Here is a 22,012-nt window from a genome sequence, read left to right as displayed (position 1 = left end):
CGTATGCCATTGAACTTACGTAAGTTTACGCGCTATCCATCTAATTCATTCTGCTTAATTGAAGCGGACTCATACCTGGTAAAAGCCCTGTTTGTTGATTATTCGCAAGTGGGTGCCCTACTTAGGGTTGAGCAACAGGTGCCACTTAAAAAACAGCTGGCGTTGATATACCCGACCGAACGGTCGAAGTTTGTAAAGATGGCCGGCTACTCCGTCCATCTTTATGAGAAAAATGGTTTGTTTTATTTAGGTGTGCAGTTTATTGCGCTGATGGCGCGCTCGGCTTAATTACTTTAACAGTGCCGATCGGATCGTTGTTAAAACGCATTAATAAATTATAACGAGCTTGTGCTTCGGTTTCTGGGTACTTAACCGCTAACTCATCGGCTAACGAACTCTTATCCATTTTTAATTTTAAAAAACCGATCGAACACTGCATGTTGATCCACGGACCTTCGCACACCGCTTTAGCCGCAGGGCTACTTAAAATTTTTGTTGTCGCAGACGTTTTACCGACTAGTTTTAATTCCATCTTCTGGCCAGAAGTTCCGACCATATCGGCCGGCATTTCAAAACGCATTACCGCGCCACCGTCAGCAAACGTTTCAACCTGGTAGTTTTTTAATTCAAAAGAATTCACCTCTAACTCATCGGCATTCAGGGTCGGAACCGAGTAAGTGGCCTGCAAATCGATGATTTCGGCAGATACCGCAGAGGCCATTAACGAAAATGCAAGTACTGATAAAATCTGTTTCATAAACTAAACTCCTTCGCTCGGTAAAGCGTAGCGTATAGCACGGCCACGTCCGCTTTTACTAACTCTATTTTGTTTATGCAAATTTACGAGGTCACGGCTGGCTGTCACAATCGTGGTCTGTAAAAATTCACTGGCTTGCTGGGTGCTGATAAAACGATTTTTTTCGAGATATTCAAGGATTTCGATCTGGCGGTAGTTCAGACTCTTCTGTTGTTTTGACTCATCTTTAACAGGTGCTTTGGTTATAGTTGTGGTTTGATGATCATACACCCGCACTTGCAGCTCATGAAGCGCTACTGTGTGTTGCTGCAAGTTTACTAAATCGTGCTGTTTAGTGAAAAACTCACGCACTCTTCCAAGCAGAGTATATACCAAAGAGTCATGGCGGAGTGAATCGTACTGGTACCCCCATAACATTTCGACGAAGTCTTTTTTGCTTAAAGCCTGACGGGATAACAACAACAAGGCCTGACGCACCAACGGCGTTAAGCCATCACTTAATGAAATACCACTTTCTGAAAAGATCAGGCCTTTTTTCGGAAGTACATCGAGATATAAAAAATTCTGTCGCTGCACCGGAAGTAAATCACAAAAAAGTGCGTACCAGTTTTTATCCATCACTTTTTTTAACATCGCATAGTTCTTATAACCTTCTCGGATCCACGCATGAAAAAAACCAGCGTAGGGATCTTCAGAAACCGGCTTATTATACCAGCCGTAACGATAGGCGTAACTTAAAGCCTGACTATCACGACAGAAGAAGGTGATTTTTTTGATCTCGCTTTCGAGCTCCTCGATCGATTGGCTCTGTAGTTTTAATATTTTATATTTAAGACCGAGTAACTGCAGGCGTAAATTCAGATCCTGCCGGCTTTGTAAATAATCAAGCGCACTTTCAATCTGATTTAACGCCTGCGGTTTACCCTGCAGAAACATCAGATGCGCCGAACGAAATCCCCACAGTGCTTTCTGGCGGTTAAGATTGCTTTGAAACAGCTCTGATTTAATTTTGGTTAATATATCTTCAGCTTGTGTAAACTGCCCACTTAAATTTAAGCGGCGTACGTACTCTAAGATAAGATTGAAATAATAAAAGTTATTTGAACTTTCGTACTTGGAAATTAATTTTTTCAGCTGCGTGAGAGAACTTTTCTGATCGGAGCCGTACATTGATTCATAGTTAGCCAGTGCCACAACGCTGGCTTCTTCGGCGAATTTATTACCGGTCTCGATCGCAAGTTTATGGGCTTTTTGACAAAGCTTAATACCCATATTTACTTTACCACGTTTAACAAAAATATGCGCCGCTAAATCACTGAAAATCAGAGACCAAAATTTATTCCATTTATCTTCGTCGATATGAATACGTGCAAAGCTGATCCACTGTTCTGCTAGATTGTAACGGCAGATAAAATAATTATAAAAACCTAATCCCTGCCCCAGTAGAAATTTATCAAAAGAATTTTTCTGATTCTGGTTTAATTTTAGAAAATACTGGCGTGCTTTTTTATATTGAGAAGCACGGGTAAACCCAAGACCTAGAAAAAACAGCACAAACGAATATTGTTTTTGTTCAACTAGGGTTGGCTGTTCGTTTTTTACCAGTTTTTCGGCGCGCTCAACCTCACCGGTCATCGCAAGGGCCGCGATTAAGTACGCCAAATCAGCCGAAACCGGCTTAGCTTTATCTTGGGTGATTTGTAAAAACTGACCGCTGAAAAACAGACTTTCTTTCGTCATATCAACAACTTATATCATTACCAACAATCACGTCAAATCAAATCATTTTATATTTGTTATGGTTCGTGTTCGCCAAAGGCAAAAGCGGCGATACTGGTTTCAACAAAGACGCTTTAAGCGCAAACGAAACTAACTAACCAAAAGGAGATACAAATGAAGACATTAACTTTAACCCTGGTAGCCGCATTAACTGCAATCGTGACCAGCACAGCTCAGGCCCGCATCGACAAACATGACCGCGTGCTTTTAGTGGTGAGCGAACTACAAGAACATGGCCCACAAAACTTACGTAGCCTTTACAATGTGATCGAAGACTTAACAGCAGGATCAACTGGCGTTGTACTTGGCGATGACTACGCCCGAGTTATTCATCTTAGACGCACGCAAGCTACCGTTGCAAACTTCGTAACTCAACTTAGAAATCTTTCAATGAATCCGGCAGTTAAAGCCATTGATGTGATCTTTTCACTCCATGGCGCAGACAATAAAGTTTACTTCCGCGAAGGTGGCATCAAAATGGCTGATTTAGTGACCCGTGTAACTGCAACTTCACCTAACTTTAATGCGACATTAGTTGCCAATATGAAGAAAAAAATGCGCATGGTGTACAACCTATCGTGCTTCGGAAAATCACATAACAACGAATTCATCAGCATGGGATTTGACGTATCTGTAGGTTCACGTGGTGTAAACGCCAACTCAGAAGCTGAATTCGTACCGGCATTAACAGCATGGAGCTTCGGCTGGAAATTTATCGATAGCTTCAACGCGACTAACAACGATGTAGCTTTAGCTGCGGCTGATACACCAGTAAGACTTGCAGGAATCCCTGCCGATTCGAAAAAATTCTTCGCAGGTAGCACAACGATGACGATCAGCACTGATCCAAGATAACATTCACAACAAAAGTAAATCATGAAGCCCGATGTTTACCGACATCGGGCTTTAATTTTTTAAGATATTATCAACAGCCGGCTGTGCGGGTTGTCTTTCCGCCCAAAAAACCAGAGTGTAAATAAGCGTCGGCACCAGCACCAAACTCCCCACTGCACTCACATTATAAAAAAACCACATCAGTAGAGAAACCGCCGCTAAAATGCAGTAAATCTTCACATACGCAATAGCCGCACGATTACGCTTATAACACTTAAAAAACGCCACCGTATGTAAAACTGCAATCACCAGGATCGTAATCAGCGACGTGAATGAAATCACCGTGTACATAAACTCAAAAAACACCGGCGTCGTAAAAACCTCGGGATCCACATCCGGACGTATGGCCGCTAAGTCGATTCCGTGCAGAATTTTTTCGATGTAAAACGGATTGGTCAGGTAAAAATAAGACGCTATGGCTACGGTCATATCCGTAAGCCATAGAATCAAATTTCGTTTTTTATGATCAAGAAAAAGCGCAGGAACATTTGCCATCTCAAATATAAGCGTAGCAAAAAAGGCCTGGCACCGCTAGCTTAAATGATCTCTAAGACCATCGCTAATTAATTGTGTCGATAAGATCAATAATAATAAACAAAGTCCAGGGATCCACATTAAGTGCGGAGCTGTCTCCATTAGGTTTTTCGAATCAGCTAACATCGTTCCCCATTCAGGGTACGGCGCCGGAATACCTAAACCTAAAAAGCCTAATGCGGCGGTATTTAAAATCGCCTCAGAACAGCATACTGCCGACTGCACCAGAATCGGGGTCACACAGTTTGGAAGCAAATGACGTAAAATAATACGCGCATCGCCAGCTCCCAGTGCTCTGGCTGACTGGATGTATTCTTTGGCCATTTCAACCTGCGACTGCGAACGCACTAAACGGTACATCGTAGGAATTGAAACCAGCGTTACCGAAATAATCGTATTCGTCACACTTGGACCAAGAATCGCAACTACGAATAAAGCCAATAATAAGCTTGGCATCGCCTGCAGCGCATTCATGATCTGCGTTAAGGTTTGATCGACGCGTTTTCCGTAGAAGCCGGCAACTAAACCCAAACCTGCACCGATCACAACGGCAATGCCACCCACGATCAGACCGATACCCAGTGAAAACTGCGAACCAATCATTAACCGCGAGAACAAATCACGGCCCAGATCATCAGTACCCAGGAGAAATTTTCCGCCCATCGGCTGTAGGGCCATACCGTCGAAAACTTCGTTATACGCATAAGGGGTCCAGATAAATGAAACCACAAACGCCAGAACGAACAGAGCAAAAAGCATTGTTCCGTAAAGCACGTTCTTATTTCTAAATAATTTCTGTGTAGCTGTGACTGCCATTAGCCACCTCTTTGCTGATCGCGCAGTTTAGGAGATACCATTTTTACTGATTCATCCGTAATCCAGTTCACGATAATGATAATTAACATCGAATAAAACACACCGGCCTGTACCACCGGGTAATCACGGGCTTCGATAGATTTGATAATCCAACGACCCATACCCGGCCAAGAAAATAACGTTTCGGTTAAGATGGCGCCGGTTAATAACTGACCCATAGCTAAACCAATAGACGTTAAAATCTGCGGCAGTGCATTTTTAAAGATGTGTTTAAATAAAATGGTTTTATACGGAAGACCTTTCGCACGTGCCGTACGAACGTAATCCTCTTCGGCCACGTCGATAATTGAAGCGCGGGCTACCCGCACGATCAACGCAAGCGGTACGGTGCCTAACACAAATGCCGGCAACACGATGTATTTACAAGCCGAGGCAAAGGCATCCCATTGGCCTGAAAGAATTGTGTCGATGAAGTAAAAACCTGTCTTATAAGGCACATCAAACATCACATCAATACGGCCTGATACCGGAAAGATTCCCAGTTGTACCGAGAAAAAGAAGATAACAATTAAACCCCACCAGAAGATCGGCATCGCAAAACCTAATGTCGAAAGGCTAACGGCACCGTAATCCCAGAATGAGTTGCGTTTAACTGCCGCCAACATTCCCAATGCTAAACCGATCAATGAAGACCAAAGCAGGGCCACAAACGCCAGTTCTACGGTCGCCGGCCATAATACCTTGAACTCTGAAAGCACCGGCTGCTTTGAAACCGTAGACTCGCCAAAATCACCAACCATGGCGTTTTTTGTGAACTTTAAAAACTGAACCGGGACTGGTTGATCCAGTCCCAAACTTTTTTTAATTTCTGCGACCCGTTCTTCGCTGGCACCGCGCTCACCAATAATATGTTGAACGGGATCTCCGGGAATCAGCCTGATGATTGAAAAGCTTATCAAGCTGATAAAAAGAAAATAACCAATAACTTTTAAAAGACCTTTAACTATTGCCATTACTCTACTTTACTGCAGGTTTACTTGCGACTATTTCGCAAGTGAAACCGCTTCGAAATTTTCGTTACCCAGTGGGCTGATTTTATAACCTTGTACTTTAGCCGACATCACTTTGTTTTGTTTTGAGTGAGCAACCGGGTACCATGGTTTTTCTTTGGCGAAAATTTCTTGGGCTTTCATGTATAAAGACGTACGTTTTGCAACCGCTGATTCTTCTTTAGCTTGTTGTAATAAAGTGTCGAATTCTTTATGGCACCAACGAGCGTAGTTTGAACCCGCCTTAACCGCAGTACAGCCTAATAACACGTTCATGAAATTATCTGGATCACCGTTATCGCCAGTCCAACCGAATTGGATCATCGCGTGGTCACCTCTTTTAGATTTTTCTAAGTACGTTGGCCAGTCGAAAGTCACTAATTTAACTTTTACGCCGATTTTAGCTAAATCAGCCTGAACTAACTCACCTAATTTTTTACCGTTTGGTAAGTAAGGGCGCGCAACCGGCATTGTCCATAATTCGGTTTCAAAACCGTTCGGGTAACCGGCATCTTTTAATAACTTTTTCGCCTTTTCAACATCGTAAGTTGTTTCAGGCGTTTTGTTGTTATAAGACCACATCGTCGGCGGGATTGGATTTTTCGCCGCTAAACCCTGCGCTTTGTAGATAACATCAAGGTATGATTTTTTATTTAATGCCAATGAAATCGCCTCACGAACTTTTAAATCGTTGAAAGGTTTTTTCTCGGTGTTGAAAGCGATGTAAGAAACGTTAAGACCCGCAGCATTTTGAATTTTAATAGCCGGGTTTTTAGATAACGCGTCGATATCTTGGGGTTGCACTTCGCTCATGATGTGGCATTCGCCTGATTTCATTTTTTGCGTACGCACCGTTGAATCTGCAACGATCACGAAAATTAAATTTTCGATTTTTGGCTTACCTTTCCAGTAAGTTGGATTAGCCGCAAATTTAATTGTCGAATCTTTTTGGTAAGATTTAAAAGTAAATGGGCCAGTGCCGACCGGCGCTGTTTCTAAAGTTTTTAGACCTTTTCCGGATTTTACTAAAGACTGAGCGTACTCTTCAGATAGGATAGATGCGAAATCCATTCCCAAGTTAGCTAAAAACGGAGACTCTGGGCGTTTTAATTCAAAAACAACTGTGTAGTCGTCAGTTTTCTTAACATCAGCGATTAGTTGGTCTAATTCCATAGCTTTGAAGTAGTCGTATGAAGCTGCAGGAATTGACAGCGGATGTTTAGGGTCTAATTGCGTTTTGAATGTGTAAACCACATCGTTCGCATTAAAATCACGCGTCGGAGTAAAGCTCGAGTTAGAGTGAAACTTTACACCTTTACGTAACTTAAATGTGTAAGTTTTGCGGTCTTTCGAAACGGTCCAAGATTCTGCTAAACTTGGCATAACTTCAGTTGTGCCCGGTTTGAACTCAACTAAACGGTTGAACATCGTTTGTGAAGACGCGTTCATACTGGTTCCGTCAGTCACAAGTTGTGGATTAAACGATGACGGACTTCCTTCGGTACAGAAAATAAAATTGGTTGTGTCCGCTAACGTTACTTGTGCAGTTGCCAGTAATAGCAAAGCCGCTAAAAATGATCTTTTCATGAAATTCCCCCTTTAAACATGAATGAAACTCTTGTAATGTGGCACAGAAATGACTCTGCTTCAACTCTACAATGCAAGTAAACAATACGGCGCAAAAGTGCTCTTCAATAGCGCTGGATTTTCGGTAAATCAGGGCGAACACGTAGGTGTCATCGGGCCCAATGGCGCCGGAAAATCGACTCTATTCAAAATTATCGTAGGTATAGAGCATTTAGATAACGGTGAGATCACAAAAGCTAACGGATTACGCATCGGTTACCTCGAGCAGGAATCCGATTGGACCGTCGATATCAACGCCGAAGATTACCTTAAAGAAAACTGCATCAAGCCCATCTGGGAACTTAAGCAAATAGGCTTAGGCATTGGCTTACAGGAGCATCACTTTACCGGAAAACTTAACCAGCTATCAGGCGGTTACCGCATGCGCATGAAGCTGTTGTACCTTATCGGCCTAGAGCCCGACATCATGCTTCTCGATGAGCCAACGAACTTCTTGGATCTTGAGAGCATCTTAACACTGGAAAACTTCTTACAGGGTTACAAGCAGGCGTTTTTACTGATTTCGCATGACCGTGAATTCTTACGCCGCACGACCGAATACACACTCGAAGTTGAAGCCGGCGATATCGTAAAATTTCCCGGACACATTGATGACTACTTTGAACAAAAAGCCGAGTTACAAAGACTGCTTGAGGCCAAAGCGGCGCAAATCGAAAATAAGCGCAAACAGATTCAGGAATTCGTCGATAAATTCCGCGCCAAGGCCAGCAAGGCCCGCCAGGCGCAGAGCCGTTTAAAAAGTTTAGACCGCTTAGAGCAGGTCGAAACTAAAAAACTTCCGCCTCGTGCAGTGATTCATATGCCGGCGGCCACCGCCACCGGTAAAGAGATCGTCACTTTAAAAAATTCCGATCTGGGCTATGACCGCGATAAAGTGATTCTTAAAAACGTAAATCTGATCATCGACCGAGGGCAAAAAATCGGGATTGTCGGGTTTAACGGTGCCGGTAAATCCACGCTGCTAAAATCAATTGCTGAAAGAATCCCTTTAATTACCGGCGAACTTAAATGGGGCCATCAGGTGCGTTTTTCATATTTTGCCCAGCACTTAGCCGACGAACTGTTGCCGGAAGACACCGTCTTAGACGCTCTTCAACGTAAAGCCCACAAAGACAACGTCGCACAAGATTTTTTAAATATGGCCGGCTCACTGTTATTTTCCGGTGATAGCGTTCATAAAAAAATCAAAGTCTTATCCGGCGGCGAAAAAACCCGCGTAGCCTTGGGACAGGTTCTCTTACAACGTAATCCGCTGTTACTTCTGGATGAACCGACCAATCATCTTGATTTTGATACGGTAAATGCGCTGGCTGTGGCTCTGACCGAATTTAACGGGACAATTATCTTGGTTTCGCATGACCGTAATTTTTTAAAACAAGTCACCACCCAGATTATCGAAGTGCGCAACGGCCAGATCGAAAAATACCCGGGCTCTTATGATGAGTACCTGTGGAGTCTGGAAAAAGGCATTTTATCTGAGCGCATTGATACACCACCGGCTGCGGAAAAGACTGTGGCAAAGCCTGACAGCGCCGTAGCAGAGAAAAAATTTAATTATAAAGAAGAAACCAAGCGTCTCAATTCAGAGATTAAAGAACTTGAGCGCAAGATTTTAAAAACCGAAGAACTGTTGTTCCGCCAGGCCGAAAAACAAAATGAGTTAACGGCCGCATTAATCACTGCGCAAGGCCCGCAGGCGCAAGACTTAGCTAAACAAGCAGCCGCTTTAAGCTCTGAGACTGAACAAATGGAAGAAGCTTTGTTAAAGCATATGGAAAATGTGGAAAGCAAAAAACAACAACTCGCAGATTTAATCGGTAAATAACACCGTAGCGTTACTTACCTGCCAGATCCGGTTGCGGCCGGTCTTACCGAACGTGCACCTTGCGCTGAAGCCGCTGTGTTTTTATTGCAAGTCCCTAAAGATTCAGCGACGTGCTGACTTAGATATCGCTGCTGTTTATTTTCTTTAAACTTATTCTTGATGACTTCCAGGCCTTCCGACGTCGATTTGACATCGTAATAATCCAGATCTTCAGTACCCGCGGCATTCAAGCGAATTTGCAGGCGATTGTTGTCGGTCTTTCTCACCGTGATGCCCGAATTACCGTAGCGTTTTACAAGATTACCGAATTCAAAATCATTTTTAATCACACAGTTATTTAAATCTAAGACCGGATTTTTATTTTTATCGCGCTTAATTTCATCAGCACAGCGGTACGTGTTCCAGGTCTGCCCGTTGCGCACGAACATATAAATTCCGGCTACTAAAACTTCGTCGCCACCCTTAATGCTCTGGCCGTTTGCTGTTTTCTCCGGCTTAGCAGTAACATTAATTAACTCAAGCTTTTCACTGCCGACCGGAATCGCCTTTGGACCACAGGGATCCGCTTTAACAATTATTGAAAATAGACCAACAAATAATAAGACGAAAAATAATTTCTTCATCTTTTCAGTGTAAGGTACTTTTCTGTTACCAGTCTATAGGAGCTAGCCCTTGAGCCTGTAACCAAGAATTTGCTTTCGAAAACGGTTTCGAACCAAAGAACCCGCGGTGCGATGAAAGTGGCGAAGGATGAACACTTTCTAGGACCAGATGTTTGTGGCGATCAACAAAGGCCGCCTTTTTCTGGGCGTAGGCCCCCCAAAGAATAAACACCACATGATCGCATTCGCGGTTTACCACTTCGATAATTTTATCTGTGAATTTTTCCCAGCCTTTGCCTTGATGGGCGGCGGCTCTACTTTCTTCGACAGTCAAGACGGCATTTAACAAAAGAACACCTTGTTTAGCCCAGCGCTCAAGGTTACCTGATGTCGGGATGTCTTTTCCGAGATCAGCTTTTAGTTCTTTGAAGATGTTTAACAATGACGGCGGAAAGCGCACGCCCTCGGGCACAGAAAAACTTAAACCATGCGCCTGCCCCGGGCCGTGATAGGGATCTTGCCCAAGGATGACCACTTTCACATTCTTAAGATCAACTAAATCAAGCGCGTTAAGATAATTTTGCGCAGCGGGATAAATAGTTTTGCCGGCCTCGTACTCTTTTTGCAGAAAGCTTTTCAGAGACTGCATGTAGTCCGCCTGAAGTTCGGATTGTAAATGACTATGCCAGCTATCAGAAAGTTTTATGTTCGCCATATACCAAATTGATACAATGACTTAGGTCGGGACACGAGCATTAATTTACTGCATATAAGAAAATAATTAATTTTTTTGCGGACTTAGACTTCTGAAATTTTGAACACAATGTTAAAATGAATTAACAGTTACAGGAGGCTCTATGGCAAAGAAAAAGTTGGCAAAACAAAACAAAACCCACCTCCAGGAAACAACGTCCCTTCAGGATACACTGCATCTTATTGAAACAGACCCTGAGGTGAAATCTTTCGTCTATCAACAAATCAACGAATTCAGCCCCTATGTGACGCCCGAAACAAATGTCATCGTATTAGCGCGCGATCCAGAAGACGCTTACGCCGATGAAGACCATGTGATTTCAAGCGATTTAGATTCGGCTGATGATCATTACGAATTTCGCATTGCTATTGTGCTTAAAGAGGCCGAGGCAACGATCGAGGCCGAAGGCTTTGGTCATGATATCTTTGATGCGATCACTGCAGCCAAAGAGGCGATGTTACAGCGTCTGTCTGAAATCCAGGATGAGGTTGAAAGTCCGCAGGATCGCCTGAACGCGATTCAACAGGCGACTGAAAACCCACAGGTTCACTAATTGTTAAATTATTTTAGATCGGTCTGCACCAGCAGGCCGATAATATCCTGCAATTGATCAAAAACATTGCTTCCGGTCGGCAGTTCATTTTTAAGTTCTGCAGTTAACACCGGCACTTTTTGTTCCACCCACAGATAACGGCCTAAACTTCCCGGCATATTGCCTAAACGTTTCCATGGCAGGTAACTGTAATTCGGTGCCGGTACTCTCGGGCCATCGTAATCAAGAACGTTTAACGGTGTGTGAATCGAAATTACAAACTGCGGTTTGAAATCGTCAATATGTTTCATGATACAGTTAACTTCCGGCTCGCTGGCCGCTTTATCACCCGGAAATTTGCGCAATGAACCTTTGGCCTCTTTTTTCCAGAAATTTTTTGCGTCTGATTCCCAATCCATCGTCGGAAAGTTTCGGTTTAAATCTACACCGGCCGCATTGGTTCTGGTTTTTTTCTCAGCGCCGTCAGGGTTTGCCAGCGGAATAATACGCCAGTTGTTGCGCGGATCGATTTCCTGTACGCGCTCAAACCAGTAGCGGCCTAATGAACCGGCGCCGGTTTCATCCCCGTGAATCATACTGATCACGAGAATGTTTTTAGCTTTTTCATTTTTACCTTTTTGATCAAGGTGAAAGATCGCGTTGCCGTTCACTGATGTGCAGCCGTCTTTTTGTAGAACACGCTGACAGGATTTTTCCAGATTCGATTTTGTCTTGTAGTTTTTGTAGCGACTGAGGGATTGTTTGCACCACTCAATTAGTTTCTGATCGTTAACGACTTCGATTTTTTCAGCCGTTGCCGATGCGGCGACCGAAATTTCTACGGTTGCTGAAGTTGCGTTTTCAGCAAATGCACTCACCGAAAAAATGTTTAATATGATCATAATGAGACTGAGAAATTTCATTCTCAAAATAACATCATATCTGTGCAAAAAAGTCCTCATGTTTTTCTCAGCGTAACCGATAGGTAATTTATGCCGAGACCCGACTTTAGTTTGTAAGGAGAATTGAGAATGGCAAAAAAGAGTAGCGTAATGTTAGCCCTGTTATTCATCGCAAACCCGTTTGTTTTATTGTTCTATCAGAACTGCTCATCAGCTCCGAAACACCTGGTATCTGCCCCTGCGCAGCAAGGCGATAAAAAACCGGCCAGTTTATCTGAAAGACCAGGCCATGGTCCTAAAGAAAGTTTAGTAAAATAATCTATTGACTTACACATTTCTTACACTGTAAGTTATGTGTATGAAGAAACAAGCCAACCAGCCCCTCCCACCACTAACAGCCAAAGAGAAAGCAGTCCTGCAGTTTATCGAGCAGGAACTGACCTCTAAGGGTGTTTCGCCGTCTTATCAAGAGATCTGCGATCACTTTGGCTTTGCCTCGTTTAACTCGGTTCAGAACTATCTGAAACAATTAAGCAACAAAGGCTACTTGTTAATTCCTCAGAACCAAAAACGCGCGATCCAGATTCTCCATTCTGCCGGAGATTTCCAGAAGGATCTTGCCAATCGTCTTAACTTAATTAAAGAACCTTCGAATAACTCCTTCGCTGGCCAGTCTTCCCAAAGCTCTCAAAGCGGACACGATTCGAAGGTTCTTCCTATTCCTTTTCTGGGCCGCGTGGCCGCCGGCTCGCCGATTGAACGCCTTCACGAAAATGAGTTTATCGATGTGCCTGCCACTTTTATCAAAGCACCAGGCGATTACTTCGCCTTAAAAGTCGAAGGTGACTCGATGATTGATGAAGGTATTTTTGATGGCGATTTTTTAGTGGTGTTATCACAAAAAAATGCCAAAGACGGCGATCTGGTCGTGGCCAGTGTCGAAGAAGAATCCACGGTTAAACGCTTTTACATGAAGAAAAACCCGGAGATCTCAACCACCAATAAAGCGATTGAGCTTCGCCCCGCCAACCCGCGCCTGAAATCCATGTGGTATGCGCCACAACAGGTCGAAATCAAGGGCCTGGTCAAAGCTTTGCTCCGCAAATACAATTAACAGCCAAGAAAAGACAACTAAGCAAAAAACAAAACCCGCATTACTGCGGGTTTTTTATTATTTTATAAATGTTTGTGCGGTTTCACCGATGTCTTTTAGATACCCGCGAACTAAATCGTAGTCTTTGTCGGCGGCGGCTTTGAAATCAGTGATATGATACATGCCCAGTAATACATTTTTGCCTTCGTCGGTTTTGATGTACTTTAATAAGGCCTCAGAAAATTTTTGTTTTACTTCTTCCGGGATGTCTTTTCTGAACACCACCGGATCATTCGGAATCGGGCCGGTTAATTTTAGAATTTTGATTTTTTCGTAAACATCCGGATACTCGGCACGTAAAATCCATCGCGCATCTTTAGGGGTGCCATCATCATCGGGTGGGGTGTAGAAGGTAGCGCCGGCGTCGACCTGCTTTTGATAGACCGCACGGACAACTGTGTCATGTTTACCGGCGAACATAAATTCTTTAAGTTTGACGTTTTCCTGCTTGAACAGGCGCAGAGGTAACATATACCCCGATGTCGAAGCCGGATCGACAAAGGCAAATTTTTTACCGTTTAGTTCGGCAATTGATTTCGGGCCATCAGCGCGTGCGATAATCTGCCCGTAGTACTCATCACGGCCGCGGTTCATCAGCTTAAGTCTCGCCTGCACGCCATATTTTTCGTTCGCTAAAATATAACCAAAGGTATTAATAATTGCCGCATCAGCACGCTTAGAACCAAACGCTTCTACCAAGGCAATATAATTGATCGGCAGTTCAATTTCGATCTCCATGCCGGTTTCTTTTTTTAAAAATTCTTTTAATTTTTCGCCCTGCTCTTTTAGAGCGACCACATCCTGAGCCGGAACAATATAGAATTTAAACGGGTTTTTCTTGCTGCCTAATTCATTTGATTGAGTACACCCCGAGAAAACAAAAACCAGTGCTAATAAAGATAACAACGTACGTAAAATCATGACTTAAGGCATACCTGAATATATACCAAATGCAAGAGGTACATACAGATGGTAACAATCAGCTCGAAATACACAGGTCAAAAGCACTGCGAAGCCACGCACGGCCCGTCACTATCGACATTACAGACCGACGCCCCTAAAGATAATCAAGGTTTAGGGGAGACCTTTTCACCGACGGATTTAGTGGCAACGGCGCTTGGAACCTGCATTCTCACCACCGTTGCTATTCACGCCGAAAAAGAAAACATCTCTATTGTCGGCGCAACCTCTTACACCGAAAAAGTAATGACGCCGCCACCGCGAAGAATTGCGTCGTTAAAAACAGTGTGTAAATTTCCGAACACCATCCCAGAAGATTTCAAAAAAAGAATTCCTGAAATCGCCAATCTGTGTCCGGTTAAAAAATCTCTGCACCCCGACGTCGAAGTACCGATAGAAATTTTATTTGTTTAATTAAGTTTCTCCTCTGACGGCAGGAAGCCGTCGAGACAAGGCCGTCCAGGAAGGATAGCTAGCGCAGCGGCCGTCTTTCCAACTAACTCAGGACCTGGCAGCCTTTAGCGGGTACCCATCGGCAGATCGATCACCTGAGTATTCTTGGTCTGATGGATATGAATATCTTTTGGCAGGTTTTTCTGGATGGTTTCGATTAATGATTCTTTAAAAGCATGACGTTTAAAATGCGTGTTGTGAATAAGACTTACTTCACGCGTTGGTACCGGAGATGCAAACTCTTTAACTTGTTTGCGATTACCCACTTCTTGAGCGGCTAAATACGGAAGCAAAGTAAACCCAGTTTCCTGATCCACCATGCGGCGTAGGGTTTCAATACTTCCAGATTCGAATTTAATATTTCGGTGAATGTCTGTCACCTTTTTTCTGTTTTTACAGATCGCCAACGACTGATCGCGAAAACAGTGGCCTTCAGTTAACAGCCATAGCTCGTTCGAATTCAGATCCGTCTGCTGAACTTTGGCTTTGCCCGCTAACGCACTTTTTTCAGAGGCATAGACTAAAAACGGTTCGTAAAATAACGGCGTTGATTCTAAATTCGGCTCGTCAATCGGTGTAACCAATAAACCCACATCTAACGACGAATTTTTTAGCCGTTCCAAGATCTGTTCGGTCTGCAATTCTTCGACATGAATCCGTAAGGCCGGATGTTTAGTGCTGAATTTTTTTAAGAATAACGGAAGTAAATACGGCGCCAAAGTCGGAATCACACCGACCGTAACTTCACCTTTAACTTCACCGTTATTATCCTGGATAATTTCATGAAAATGCTGGCTCTCGGTTAAAATCACCCGCGCCTGGGTAACCAGTGCGGTACCGATTTTCGTCGTGCGTACCGGCTGGTGGCTGCGATCAAAAATCTGCACCCCCAGCTCTTCTTCTAATTTCTGGATCTGCATTGATAACGTTGGTTGCGTGATCGAACAGCTTTCCGCTGCCTGACCGAAGTTTTTAAATTTATCAACCGCAACAATATAAGATAACTGAGTCAACGTCATGCGAACTACCTCTACTTAAACAGAATCGGAATCGTTAAATATGATTTTTTCTTAGCTTTCGGAAAATGTAAATTCGCAAACAGCGATCTCAGCAGTTTTTTTGTATAAATAACATCTTGTTGGTTATGCGAAAGTGAGATCAATGTATTGGTCACTTCCTGGTAAGCTGTGACTTTTCCCAATGGCGAAATTTCTAAGCGGATCGAAACGGTGCCGTGGCTAGGATTGATTTTAGCCACCTCTTCAGAAAACACATACATCGCTTCAGATAACGGTTTTTGCACCTGCGCCGTCGTAAGCCCGCCGACCACATACGGGCGCGGCTCAACAAACCAACCATGAATCACTAGGCGCGCTTTTTGCGGGTCGCGGGTGCCTTTAACTTCGGTTACCCCGTGCGGAAAGCGCGGATCAAATACAACCAACTGATTAAAATTGGCCGGAATTCTATCCACAAAACTCTGGTACTCGCGGTCTTGTTGATCCTGAAAAGTACTCCAGTAATCCAGCACATCCGGCTTCATGATCAGCGTTTCACCGCCTTTAAAAGCTTTCGGATCAAGCGTTAGCGAGTACACAAAAGCCCATGGGCCATGCGGTACATCCGAATGCAGATTCTGATAACAGCCGTCGACATAGTAACTCATCCACGGCGGCGAGATATCGTGACAGCCTAAGTTTTCGCGCCCCCACTGCACCAGTTGCGAGTGAAAATTCTGATAGATTTTTTTGGTAAAATAATAAAACGCCGGCGTTCTGATTAAATGATACTGGTCTTCGAAATACCAGTAATCCCAGACAAAACGCTTAGAATCGGTTCCGCGCGGGTTTGAAAAATTTTGATCAAACTCGCTGCGAAGTTTTTTTGCGTCAGGGAAAAAATTTTTATGTACCGAAAAATGCTTCACGAAAACTAAGCCTGAGCTACTTTTTGCGAAATTCGGCCAAACAGGCTTTCACCGTTGGCATTGAACATTTCAATTTCAATGGTATCGCCGACTTTCATAAACGGTGTCACAGGTTTTCCGGTGTTGATTTGCTCTAAAGTGCGTTTTTCAGCCAAGCAGCTCGAACCGACAGTGGCATCTTCATTAGCCACCGTACCTGATCCGATTAAAGTTCCTGCTGCTAAATCACGGGTTTTCGCCGCGTGGGCAATCAGCTGACCAAAGTGAAAATGCATTTCTTTGGCATTGGCTTTACCGAAGAACTGTCCGTTGTAGGTTACGTTTAACGGTAAGTGGACACGGCCATCCTGCCACGCCGCTCCCATTTCATCTGTGGTTAAAGCAAATGGCGACAGCGCTTTATTGGGTTTAGACTGAAAAAAGCCGAACCCCTGGGCCAGCTCTTCTGGGATCAAGCCACGCAGAGAAACGTCATTAATTAACACAAGTAACTTGATGTGCTTAAGTGCCTGCTCCGGCGTGACTCCCATCGGAACGTGGTCGACGATCACACCGACTTCGGCTTCGAAATCCGTACCGTGAGAAAAATCACGCTGCGGAATATCTTCATGTGGATCTAAAAAGCGGCCGCTTTCAGCCTGATACATTAACGGCACCGTTAACAGGGTTTCTGGTAAAGCGGCATTACGTGCTTTGCGCACAAGCTTAATGTGGTGGATAAACGCAGAGCCATCGGCAAAAAGCCAGGTGCGTGGCAAAGCTGAAGCAAAAATCGCAGGACTAGAAACTGTTTGCGCACCGGCTGCACTTCCGCTGTTTAATTGGTCGTAGCGCTGTTTAAGTTTAGATTCAACAGTCGCCCAATTTTCCATAGCGTTTAACAAGTTCGGTGCAATGTCTTTAGCTGATAAATAGGTTTTACCATCACGGCTAACAACGACTAATTCACCGTCTTTTGAATTTGATACTTTAAGTGAAGCTAATTTCATGAGTCTCTAGATCCTTTATGCTGTAAAAATGCTTAGTCGAATACGAATAATAAGTTAGCGCCTACACCGCGCGAGCTGCCAAGGTTTTGCGCTACATCGCCGGAAATAGTTTCGAAAAATAAACTTAAACCGAAGTTTGCAGCCATTTTAAACTGTGCACCGAAAGTTAACGGCATAATTGTCGATTTAATATCAGTTAAAGTGCATGAACCACCGCCGGATACTTTACACTCATCACCTAATTTAGTTGAAAACGAAGGTCCGAAGAAAATACCTGCATAGTCTTCAAATTTAAACATGATTTGCGCCGGGATATCAAAGTAAGTGATTTTACCTTCTGATGTCGTCGTGCTGGTTTCGTTTTTGAAAGTACGCTCTGAGTACATTAAACCAGTTTTTAAGCCAAAACCGGTATCACCGAAATCAAATACGATCGAGCCGCCACCTTGAAATGCCTGCGACTGTTTGTTAGATGTCGCACCGTCTAAATCCATAGTGTTTAATTTGAAACCAACTTCTAACGCTGGCATTGAATACGCGATTTCTGCCTTAGCTATTGATACAAAAGAAATCATAACCGTTGCTGCTGTAATTAACTTTTTGAACATAGACCCTCCAGTCTTATAATTCTAGCCTGAGCTTACTCCTGTAGAAGGCACTAGACACCTAAAAAACCAACGGTCCATGCCGGGTCACACATTGGCGTCCTGCGACATCTGTTGGAGTTTTAGTCACACTTAACGAAACTAAGGCCTTATGGATAATTTAGTGCTTTATAATTACTTTCGCAGCTCAACCTCGTACCGCGTACGCCTGGCTTTGGCCGTTAAAAATCTGCCCTTTGAATACAAAGCCGTGCACTTACTGAATAACGGCGGCGAACAACATTCAAAAGAATACCGCGCTTTAAATGCGATGGGCGGAGTACCGACACTGGTGCACGAAACGAATGGCCAAAAACATATCATCGGCCAATCGATGGCAATTTGTGAATACTTAGATGATGCTTTTCCACAGAGTTATCAACTGTTCCCGAAAGATCCGTATAAAAAAGCACTGATTAAGCAGTTCTGTGAAAATATCAATGCCGATACCCATGCCTATGGCAATCTGCGCACGCTGCAATACTTAGAAAAAAACTTTTCCGCCAATGAAGAACAAAAAACCAAATGGATTCATACCTGGACAACCGCAGGCCTTACCGCCTGCGAAAAGATGTTAGAACAACATGCAGGTCTTTTTTGCTTCGGCAATCATGTCACTGCGGCCGATGTGTTTTTAGCGCCGCAGATTTTTACGGCGCAAAGATTTAAAGTGCCGTTAGAGGCCTTCACAAAAATCAATCAGGTAGTAAACCATTACTCAACACTGGAAGCATTTCACAAAGCACACCCGTTTCGTCAGCCGGATACTCCACAGGAGCTGCGTATCAGTTAGTTGCCGACGCCGACAACCGGCGGCGGGGGCTCCATCGGATTTGGGTTTGGGGTCGGCAGCGGCACCGGTAAAGACTCTCTCCATTTAGCCAGGGTTTCATGAATCCAAGGCATAAACGGATGCAGCAAGATCAAGCTGCTGCGGCCGCCGCAGACATCATCGCGTGGGCCGTTGCCAAATGAATTCACCGTCGCAATTTGCAGTTCGTCACCGGCTTTAACCAAACCCGGACCGCCCGAATCACCTAAGCAGATACCGCGCACACCATTGTTATTGATCACGATAGATTTCATTTCAAAACCATAATCAGCACGGTTGATGCGTACCCGGCGCAACACCGTACTGTCTGAGTTATTCGAGCCGGTAATGCCATAGCCGTACAGAAATAAATCCGAATTTAAATTTTCCGGGGCTAAATTAATATCATAAATCGGATAGCCCGGCTTAATATCTGATGCTAAATGCACTAAGCCGATATCAGGGTTATCACTGACCATGACATTGGGATTATAATCGCGGTGCCATTTAAAATCGACCGCCCGAATAGCATCACGACTGAATTTAAAGCCGCTTGAACATAACAAATCGACATAAAACACCGCCGTGACTTTTGAAGCCCGGTCTAAACAGTGAGCGGCGGTAATTAATGTTCGTGAGGTGATCGGGGTGGCCGTACAGACAAAAGATTCGCCGGTATTTTTCTCGGTCGAAATAATCATCACCGTGGTTTTTGCATCAGGATCAGTGGCTAACACCCGTGATCCGCCGATGATACTGGAGTCATCACTGATTTCGCTGCTTAACTGAATTTTTTCGCAGTCCTGGCTATCGTTGCTCTGCTGAGGCGGTGGCTGCGGAGTTACAACTTTAGTCGTTTCTTTTTTATCGCAGGCCATAAAAAATAAGAACGAAAAGAAAATCAAACACACCAGTCTCATATGGGGCTCCTTTATGGGGTCTATTACCCCAATTATCCGGCCCGCAACCGTTTAGCTGAGTTGCAGACCGTTTTAGCCCATAAAAGCAATTCTTATTCCGGTGAGGTTACTGCGTAATAATTTCTTCGATCAACTTACGAACAATTTCTATTTGCACGGCTTTTTTGGTGTGGAATTGTTTGCCCGTATAACCCCACCAGTCCCAGCATGAGTTCGGGTTACCGGCAAAATAGCTTTTAACCGCTTGTGGGTATAAAACGATAATGTTGTTGGCCTCGGCCCAGGCGTTAAATCCTGTTTCGCGAAAGTAGGCTTCGCCGATCTCATCGCGGCTTTGCAGACAGCCGTGAAAACTGACGTGTAAAGAACATTCAGCGCCATTCTGACAAGCCGTCGGCACATAGATAGCGGCAGCTTCACCCATAGATGCAGAGTTCATCACACTGGCAAAATATTTTTTCTGCGAAATAAATTTTAAGTTACCCTCGATCTCGGAAGTTTTAGGTTTTAGGTTTCCGTGCAGAAAGTTTAAGATTTCATAGGCACCGTCGTACTGGCAGCGGCTGATAAACGGTGACGAGCTTGGCGTTTTACAGCTGTTGCCGTAATCAACTGTCGGAAATGCATGCCCTACTTCAATATCAGTCACCAGTTTAATATTGGCCGCAGGCACATCTAACTTTACGTACATGTCTTTAACAGACTCGACCACGCTGTTGGCCACGACATCATCGTTACTGCCGGCTAACAGAAATACTTTAGCTGACGGTATTCTCGCCAGTGAATCAATTAAATCTTTGGCCTGCAGGTCACGAATCTCAGTTACGATTTTTGCAGTTGAAATCGCGCCGGCTGAGGTTTTCATACATGAATTCAGGGCGCGATTTATTTTGCCTTCGGAACAGTTAAACGGACCACCGGCAATCATGGCGACACCACTGATCATTCCTGAATGTGAAATATGAAACTGGTTAGCGAAATACGCCCCGGAAGAAATACCCGAAAGCGTGATTTTTTGCGAGTTAACATTGTAGGCAAAAGCGGGTAAAAACAAACCTAAAACAGATAACAAAACCAGGATATTATTTTTCATATTTTCGACAAAACACCATGTCCTTCGGACTTTCAAGGAAAAGTCACCATTGACTCAGTAAAAAAATGGCATTTCTATTAACTCAAATTAAACGCGGTGTAAGAAAACAAAGCTCCACTTATCCACGACCGGTACAAAGACAAAAACCAGCATAGAAAAGTTAACCCACATAAAAAACGCAAACCAACGTTCGCGGCCTTCTGAGCGGTAAAGCCGGAAGAATTCTTTCAGTAAAAAAAATGCAAACGGAAACACAGCCAACACATAGATCCAGCTGGTTTGTAAGAAAAATGGCGAAGCAATCGCTACACCGACATAACAAAACGTGTACAGACCGATATGAAATAACGTCTTCTGGTCACCCAATGCCACCGGCAAAGTCGGAATCGATCCTGCACGGTAGTCTTCTTTGTACTTCATCGCCAGCAACCAGAAGTGCGGCATCTGCCATAAGAACATGATTAAAAATAAATACACTGAATCTAAATTAAAAATTTCCGGATTGTTGGCGGCATAACCGATCGTGATCGGCAACGCCCCAGGAATCGCGCCCGGAACCGCTCCGAACACCCATTTCGGCTTCCAGATGTACGTGTAAAAACCGTTGTAAAGCACAACACAGATCACCCCAAGCCAGCCAGCCATCGCAGTTAAGCTAAACAACATCGCAAGGCCTAAGATCAGCAACACCACCGCGATAATCAAGCCTGCCGCCGGCTGCAGAGCGCCTGACACCAGCGGGCGGTTTTTCGTACGCGGCATTGAGCGGTCTAATTCAATTTCTTGCCATTGATTTAAAGCGAGTGATCCCGAACTTAGAAAATAAAGGCCGCCGACAAAAGTTAGCAGATGCGCCCAGGAAAAAGGTGTTTCAACAAAATAGCCGGTCGCATATCCTGCTAAACCGGCTAAAAGTGCAAATATGACTATTCCAAATTTTGTAAGTTGGGAATAAATCTTAAACACGGGAG

The 22,012-nt window shown here is 44.0% G+C and carries 25 protein-coding genes; 8 read left to right on the top strand and 17 right to left on the bottom strand.

All coding sequences use genetic code 11. The features are described from left to right. Window positions 1-3: 3 nt before the first annotated feature. The gene (locus AC04MM_RS06930; protein ID WP_475379608.1) at window positions 4-288 is read left to right on the top strand and encodes a PilZ domain-containing protein; all 285 of its coding nucleotides are present in this window, start codon (window positions 4-6) and stop codon (window positions 286-288) included. Here the strand turns inward: AC04MM_RS06930 and AC04MM_RS06925 are convergent. Then, a complete protein-coding gene (locus tag AC04MM_RS06925; RefSeq protein ID WP_475379607.1) occupies window positions 260-757 on the bottom strand; it encodes a hypothetical protein in 498 nt (165 codons plus the stop codon). The genes AC04MM_RS06930 and AC04MM_RS06925 overlap by 29 nt on opposite strands. A gap of 3 nt (window positions 758-760) precedes the next feature. After that, entirely contained in the window at window positions 761-2,497 is a 1,737-nt protein-coding gene (locus AC04MM_RS06920) for a DeoR family transcriptional regulator (RefSeq protein WP_475379606.1), read from the bottom strand. Window positions 2,498-2,650: 153 nt separating this feature from the next. Here AC04MM_RS06920 and AC04MM_RS06915 point away from each other — a divergent pair, with 153 nt between their 5' ends. Continuing rightward, the gene (locus AC04MM_RS06915; RefSeq protein WP_475379605.1) at window positions 2,651-3,391 is read left to right on the top strand and encodes a hypothetical protein; all 741 of its coding nucleotides are present in this window, start codon (window positions 2,651-2,653) and stop codon (window positions 3,389-3,391) included. 51 nt (window positions 3,392-3,442) lie between these two features. On the opposite strand, the gene AC04MM_RS06910 is transcribed toward AC04MM_RS06915, so the two are convergent. The 4 genes from AC04MM_RS06910 to AC04MM_RS06895 are packed head-to-tail and all read right to left on the bottom strand — an operon-like array spanning window position 3,443 to window position 7,416. Then, complete coding sequence (locus AC04MM_RS06910; protein ID WP_475379604.1) at window positions 3,443-3,925, bottom strand: hypothetical protein; 483 nt, start codon at window positions 3,923-3,925, stop codon at window positions 3,443-3,445. Window positions 3,926-3,961: 36 nt separating this feature from the next. Further along, window positions 3,962-4,780, bottom strand: coding sequence for an ABC transporter permease (locus AC04MM_RS06905; protein WP_475379603.1), 819 nt, complete (start codon window positions 4,778-4,780; stop codon window positions 3,962-3,964). Beyond that, window positions 4,780-5,793 carry an ABC transporter permease gene (locus AC04MM_RS06900; protein WP_475379602.1) on the bottom strand — a complete coding sequence of 338 codons (1,014 nt, stop codon included), beginning with the start codon at window positions 5,791-5,793 and terminating at the stop codon, window positions 4,780-4,782. Before AC04MM_RS06900 ends, AC04MM_RS06905 begins: the two co-directional genes overlap by 1 nt. 30 nt (window positions 5,794-5,823) lie before the next feature. Beyond that, window positions 5,824-7,416 carry an ABC transporter substrate-binding protein gene (locus AC04MM_RS06895; RefSeq protein WP_475379601.1) on the bottom strand — a complete coding sequence of 531 codons (1,593 nt, stop codon included), beginning with the start codon at window positions 7,414-7,416 and terminating at the stop codon, window positions 5,824-5,826. A gap of 49 nt (window positions 7,417-7,465) precedes the next feature. Between AC04MM_RS06895 and AC04MM_RS06890 the strand changes: the two genes are divergently transcribed. After that, complete coding sequence (locus AC04MM_RS06890; protein WP_475379600.1) at window positions 7,466-9,301, top strand: ATP-binding cassette domain-containing protein; 1,836 nt, start codon at window positions 7,466-7,468, stop codon at window positions 9,299-9,301. A 14-nt stretch (window positions 9,302-9,315) separates the two neighbouring features. On the opposite strand, the gene AC04MM_RS06885 is transcribed toward AC04MM_RS06890, so the two are convergent. Together AC04MM_RS06885 and ung are read right to left on the bottom strand one after the other, a co-directional pair. Next, a complete protein-coding gene (locus AC04MM_RS06885; RefSeq protein WP_475379599.1) occupies window positions 9,316-9,924 on the bottom strand; it encodes a hypothetical protein in 609 nt (202 codons plus the stop codon). Window positions 9,925-9,949: 25 nt separating this feature from the next. Further along, window positions 9,950-10,618 carry a uracil-DNA glycosylase gene (gene ung / locus AC04MM_RS06880; RefSeq protein WP_475379598.1) on the bottom strand — a complete coding sequence of 223 codons (669 nt, stop codon included), beginning with the start codon at window positions 10,616-10,618 and terminating at the stop codon, window positions 9,950-9,952. A gap of 142 nt (window positions 10,619-10,760) precedes the next feature. On the opposite strand from ung, the gene AC04MM_RS06875 reads away from it, so the two are divergent. After that, window positions 10,761-11,210: a hypothetical protein gene (locus tag AC04MM_RS06875; RefSeq protein ID WP_475379597.1), complete on the top strand. Its 450-nt coding sequence runs from the start codon at window positions 10,761-10,763 to the stop codon at window positions 11,208-11,210. A gap of 8 nt (window positions 11,211-11,218) precedes the next feature. Here AC04MM_RS06875 and AC04MM_RS06870 read toward each other — a convergent pair whose 3' ends face one another. Continuing rightward, window positions 11,219-12,091 (bottom strand): M14 family zinc carboxypeptidase, encoded by an 873-nt coding sequence (locus tag AC04MM_RS06870; RefSeq protein WP_475379596.1) that lies wholly within the window; start codon window positions 12,089-12,091, stop codon window positions 11,219-11,221. 129 nt (window positions 12,092-12,220) lie between these two features. Between AC04MM_RS06870 and AC04MM_RS06865 the strand changes: the two genes are divergently transcribed. After that, entirely contained in the window at window positions 12,221-12,409 is a 189-nt protein-coding gene (locus AC04MM_RS06865; protein WP_475379595.1) for a hypothetical protein, read from the top strand. A gap of 40 nt (window positions 12,410-12,449) precedes the next feature. Further along, window positions 12,450-13,205 (top strand): transcriptional repressor LexA, encoded by a 756-nt coding sequence (gene lexA / locus AC04MM_RS06860; RefSeq protein WP_475379594.1) that lies wholly within the window; start codon window positions 12,450-12,452, stop codon window positions 13,203-13,205. Window positions 13,206-13,262: 57 nt separating this feature from the next. On the opposite strand, the gene AC04MM_RS06855 is transcribed toward lexA, so the two are convergent. Next, entirely contained in the window at window positions 13,263-14,165 is a 903-nt protein-coding gene (locus AC04MM_RS06855; RefSeq protein ID WP_475379593.1) for a phosphate/phosphite/phosphonate ABC transporter substrate-binding protein, read from the bottom strand. Window positions 14,166-14,213: 48 nt separating this feature from the next. On the opposite strand from AC04MM_RS06855, the gene AC04MM_RS06850 reads away from it, so the two are divergent. Further along, on the top strand, window positions 14,214-14,618 hold the full coding sequence (locus tag AC04MM_RS06850) for an OsmC family protein (protein WP_475379592.1): 405 nt from the start codon (window positions 14,214-14,216) through the stop codon (window positions 14,616-14,618). Window positions 14,619-14,722: 104 nt separating this feature from the next. Here AC04MM_RS06850 and AC04MM_RS06845 read toward each other — a convergent pair whose 3' ends face one another. From AC04MM_RS06845 to AC04MM_RS06830, 4 genes are read right to left on the bottom strand one after another with little or no spacing between them, the layout of a single operon-like run. Beyond that, window positions 14,723-15,676 carry a LysR substrate-binding domain-containing protein gene (locus AC04MM_RS06845; protein WP_475379591.1) on the bottom strand — a complete coding sequence of 318 codons (954 nt, stop codon included), beginning with the start codon at window positions 15,674-15,676 and terminating at the stop codon, window positions 14,723-14,725. Between the two features lie 11 nt (window positions 15,677-15,687). Continuing rightward, window positions 15,688-16,584, bottom strand: coding sequence for a 2OG-Fe(II) oxygenase (locus tag AC04MM_RS06840; RefSeq protein ID WP_475379590.1), 897 nt, complete (start codon window positions 16,582-16,584; stop codon window positions 15,688-15,690). Between the two features lie 5 nt (window positions 16,585-16,589). Beyond that, window positions 16,590-17,573, bottom strand: a complete 984-nt coding sequence (locus AC04MM_RS06835) for a fumarylacetoacetate hydrolase family protein (RefSeq protein WP_475379589.1) — start codon at window positions 17,571-17,573, stop codon at window positions 16,590-16,592. A 32-nt stretch (window positions 17,574-17,605) separates the two neighbouring features. Further along, the gene (locus AC04MM_RS06830) at window positions 17,606-18,181 is read right to left on the bottom strand and encodes an outer membrane beta-barrel protein (protein WP_475379588.1); all 576 of its coding nucleotides are present in this window, start codon (window positions 18,179-18,181) and stop codon (window positions 17,606-17,608) included. A gap of 148 nt (window positions 18,182-18,329) precedes the next feature. Between AC04MM_RS06830 and maiA the strand changes: the two genes are divergently transcribed. Next, window positions 18,330-19,010, top strand: coding sequence for a maleylacetoacetate isomerase (gene maiA, locus AC04MM_RS06825; protein WP_475379587.1), 681 nt, complete (start codon window positions 18,330-18,332; stop codon window positions 19,008-19,010). Here maiA and AC04MM_RS06820 read toward each other — a convergent pair. The 3 genes from AC04MM_RS06820 to cyoE form a co-directional block, all read right to left on the bottom strand. Then, window positions 19,007-19,948 carry a S1 family peptidase gene (locus AC04MM_RS06820; protein ID WP_475379586.1) on the bottom strand — a complete coding sequence of 314 codons (942 nt, stop codon included), beginning with the start codon at window positions 19,946-19,948 and terminating at the stop codon, window positions 19,007-19,009. The genes maiA and AC04MM_RS06820 overlap by 4 nt on opposite strands. A gap of 106 nt (window positions 19,949-20,054) precedes the next feature. Beyond that, complete coding sequence (locus AC04MM_RS06815) at window positions 20,055-21,041, bottom strand: extracellular catalytic domain type 2 short-chain-length polyhydroxyalkanoate depolymerase (RefSeq protein ID WP_475379585.1); 987 nt, start codon at window positions 21,039-21,041, stop codon at window positions 20,055-20,057. An 87-nt stretch (window positions 21,042-21,128) separates the two neighbouring features. Next, window positions 21,129-22,007 carry a heme o synthase gene (gene cyoE, locus AC04MM_RS06810; protein ID WP_475379584.1) on the bottom strand — a complete coding sequence of 293 codons (879 nt, stop codon included), beginning with the start codon at window positions 22,005-22,007 and terminating at the stop codon, window positions 21,129-21,131. Window positions 22,008-22,012 lie beyond the last annotated feature (5 nt).

It is taken from the genome of Bdellovibrio sp. SBM16, from assembly GCF_056175625.1.
The sequence above is the reverse complement of the archived record's forward strand: the minus strand, read 5'-3'. Positions and strand labels throughout refer to the sequence as shown.

Bases quoted from the DNA above. Each gene is read 5' to 3' on its own strand.
- AC04MM_RS06930 (WP_475379608.1), top strand. From the start codon at position 4: ATGCCATTGAACTTACGTAAGTTTACGCGCTATCCATCTAATTCATTC.
- lexA (WP_475379594.1), top strand. From the start codon at position 12,450: ATGAAGAAACAAGCCAACCAGCCCCTCCCACCACTAACAGCCAAAGAG.
- AC04MM_RS06915 (WP_475379605.1), top strand. From the start codon at position 2,651: ATGAAGACATTAACTTTAACCCTGGTAGCCGCATTAACTGCAATCGTG.
- AC04MM_RS06815 (WP_475379585.1), bottom strand. From the start codon at position 21,041: ATGAAAAATAATATCCTGGTTTTGTTATCTGTTTTAGGTTTGTTTTTA.
- AC04MM_RS06910 (WP_475379604.1), bottom strand. From the start codon at position 3,925: ATGGCAAATGTTCCTGCGCTTTTTCTTGATCATAAAAAACGAAATTTG.
- AC04MM_RS06845 (WP_475379591.1), bottom strand. From the start codon at position 15,676: ATGACGTTGACTCAGTTATCTTATATTGTTGCGGTTGATAAATTTAAA.
- ung (WP_475379598.1), bottom strand. From the start codon at position 10,618: ATGGCGAACATAAAACTTTCTGATAGCTGGCATAGTCATTTACAATCC.
- AC04MM_RS06830 (WP_475379588.1), bottom strand. From the start codon at position 18,181: ATGTTCAAAAAGTTAATTACAGCAGCAACGGTTATGATTTCTTTTGTA.
- AC04MM_RS06820 (WP_475379586.1), bottom strand. From the start codon at position 19,948: ATGAGACTGGTGTGTTTGATTTTCTTTTCGTTCTTATTTTTTATGGCC.
- AC04MM_RS06875 (WP_475379597.1), top strand. From the start codon at position 10,761: ATGGCAAAGAAAAAGTTGGCAAAACAAAACAAAACCCACCTCCAGGAA.
- AC04MM_RS06895 (WP_475379601.1), bottom strand. From the start codon at position 7,416: ATGAAAAGATCATTTTTAGCGGCTTTGCTATTACTGGCAACTGCACAA.
- AC04MM_RS06855 (WP_475379593.1), bottom strand. From the start codon at position 14,165: ATGATTTTACGTACGTTGTTATCTTTATTAGCACTGGTTTTTGTTTTC.
- AC04MM_RS06920 (WP_475379606.1), bottom strand. From the start codon at position 2,497: ATGACGAAAGAAAGTCTGTTTTTCAGCGGTCAGTTTTTACAAATCACC.
- AC04MM_RS06865 (WP_475379595.1), top strand. From the start codon at position 12,221: ATGGCAAAAAAGAGTAGCGTAATGTTAGCCCTGTTATTCATCGCAAAC.
- AC04MM_RS06925 (WP_475379607.1), bottom strand. From the start codon at position 757: ATGAAACAGATTTTATCAGTACTTGCATTTTCGTTAATGGCCTCTGCG.
- AC04MM_RS06835 (WP_475379589.1), bottom strand. From the start codon at position 17,573: ATGAAATTAGCTTCACTTAAAGTATCAAATTCAAAAGACGGTGAATTA.
- maiA (WP_475379587.1), top strand. From the start codon at position 18,330: ATGGATAATTTAGTGCTTTATAATTACTTTCGCAGCTCAACCTCGTAC.
- AC04MM_RS06870 (WP_475379596.1), bottom strand. From the start codon at position 12,091: ATGATCATATTAAACATTTTTTCGGTGAGTGCATTTGCTGAAAACGCA.
- AC04MM_RS06885 (WP_475379599.1), bottom strand. From the start codon at position 9,924: ATGAAGAAATTATTTTTCGTCTTATTATTTGTTGGTCTATTTTCAATA.
- AC04MM_RS06905 (WP_475379603.1), bottom strand. From the start codon at position 4,780: ATGGCAGTCACAGCTACACAGAAATTATTTAGAAATAAGAACGTGCTT.
- AC04MM_RS06850 (WP_475379592.1), top strand. From the start codon at position 14,214: ATGGTAACAATCAGCTCGAAATACACAGGTCAAAAGCACTGCGAAGCC.
- AC04MM_RS06890 (WP_475379600.1), top strand. From the start codon at position 7,466: ATGACTCTGCTTCAACTCTACAATGCAAGTAAACAATACGGCGCAAAA.
- AC04MM_RS06900 (WP_475379602.1), bottom strand. From the start codon at position 5,793: ATGGCAATAGTTAAAGGTCTTTTAAAAGTTATTGGTTATTTTCTTTTT.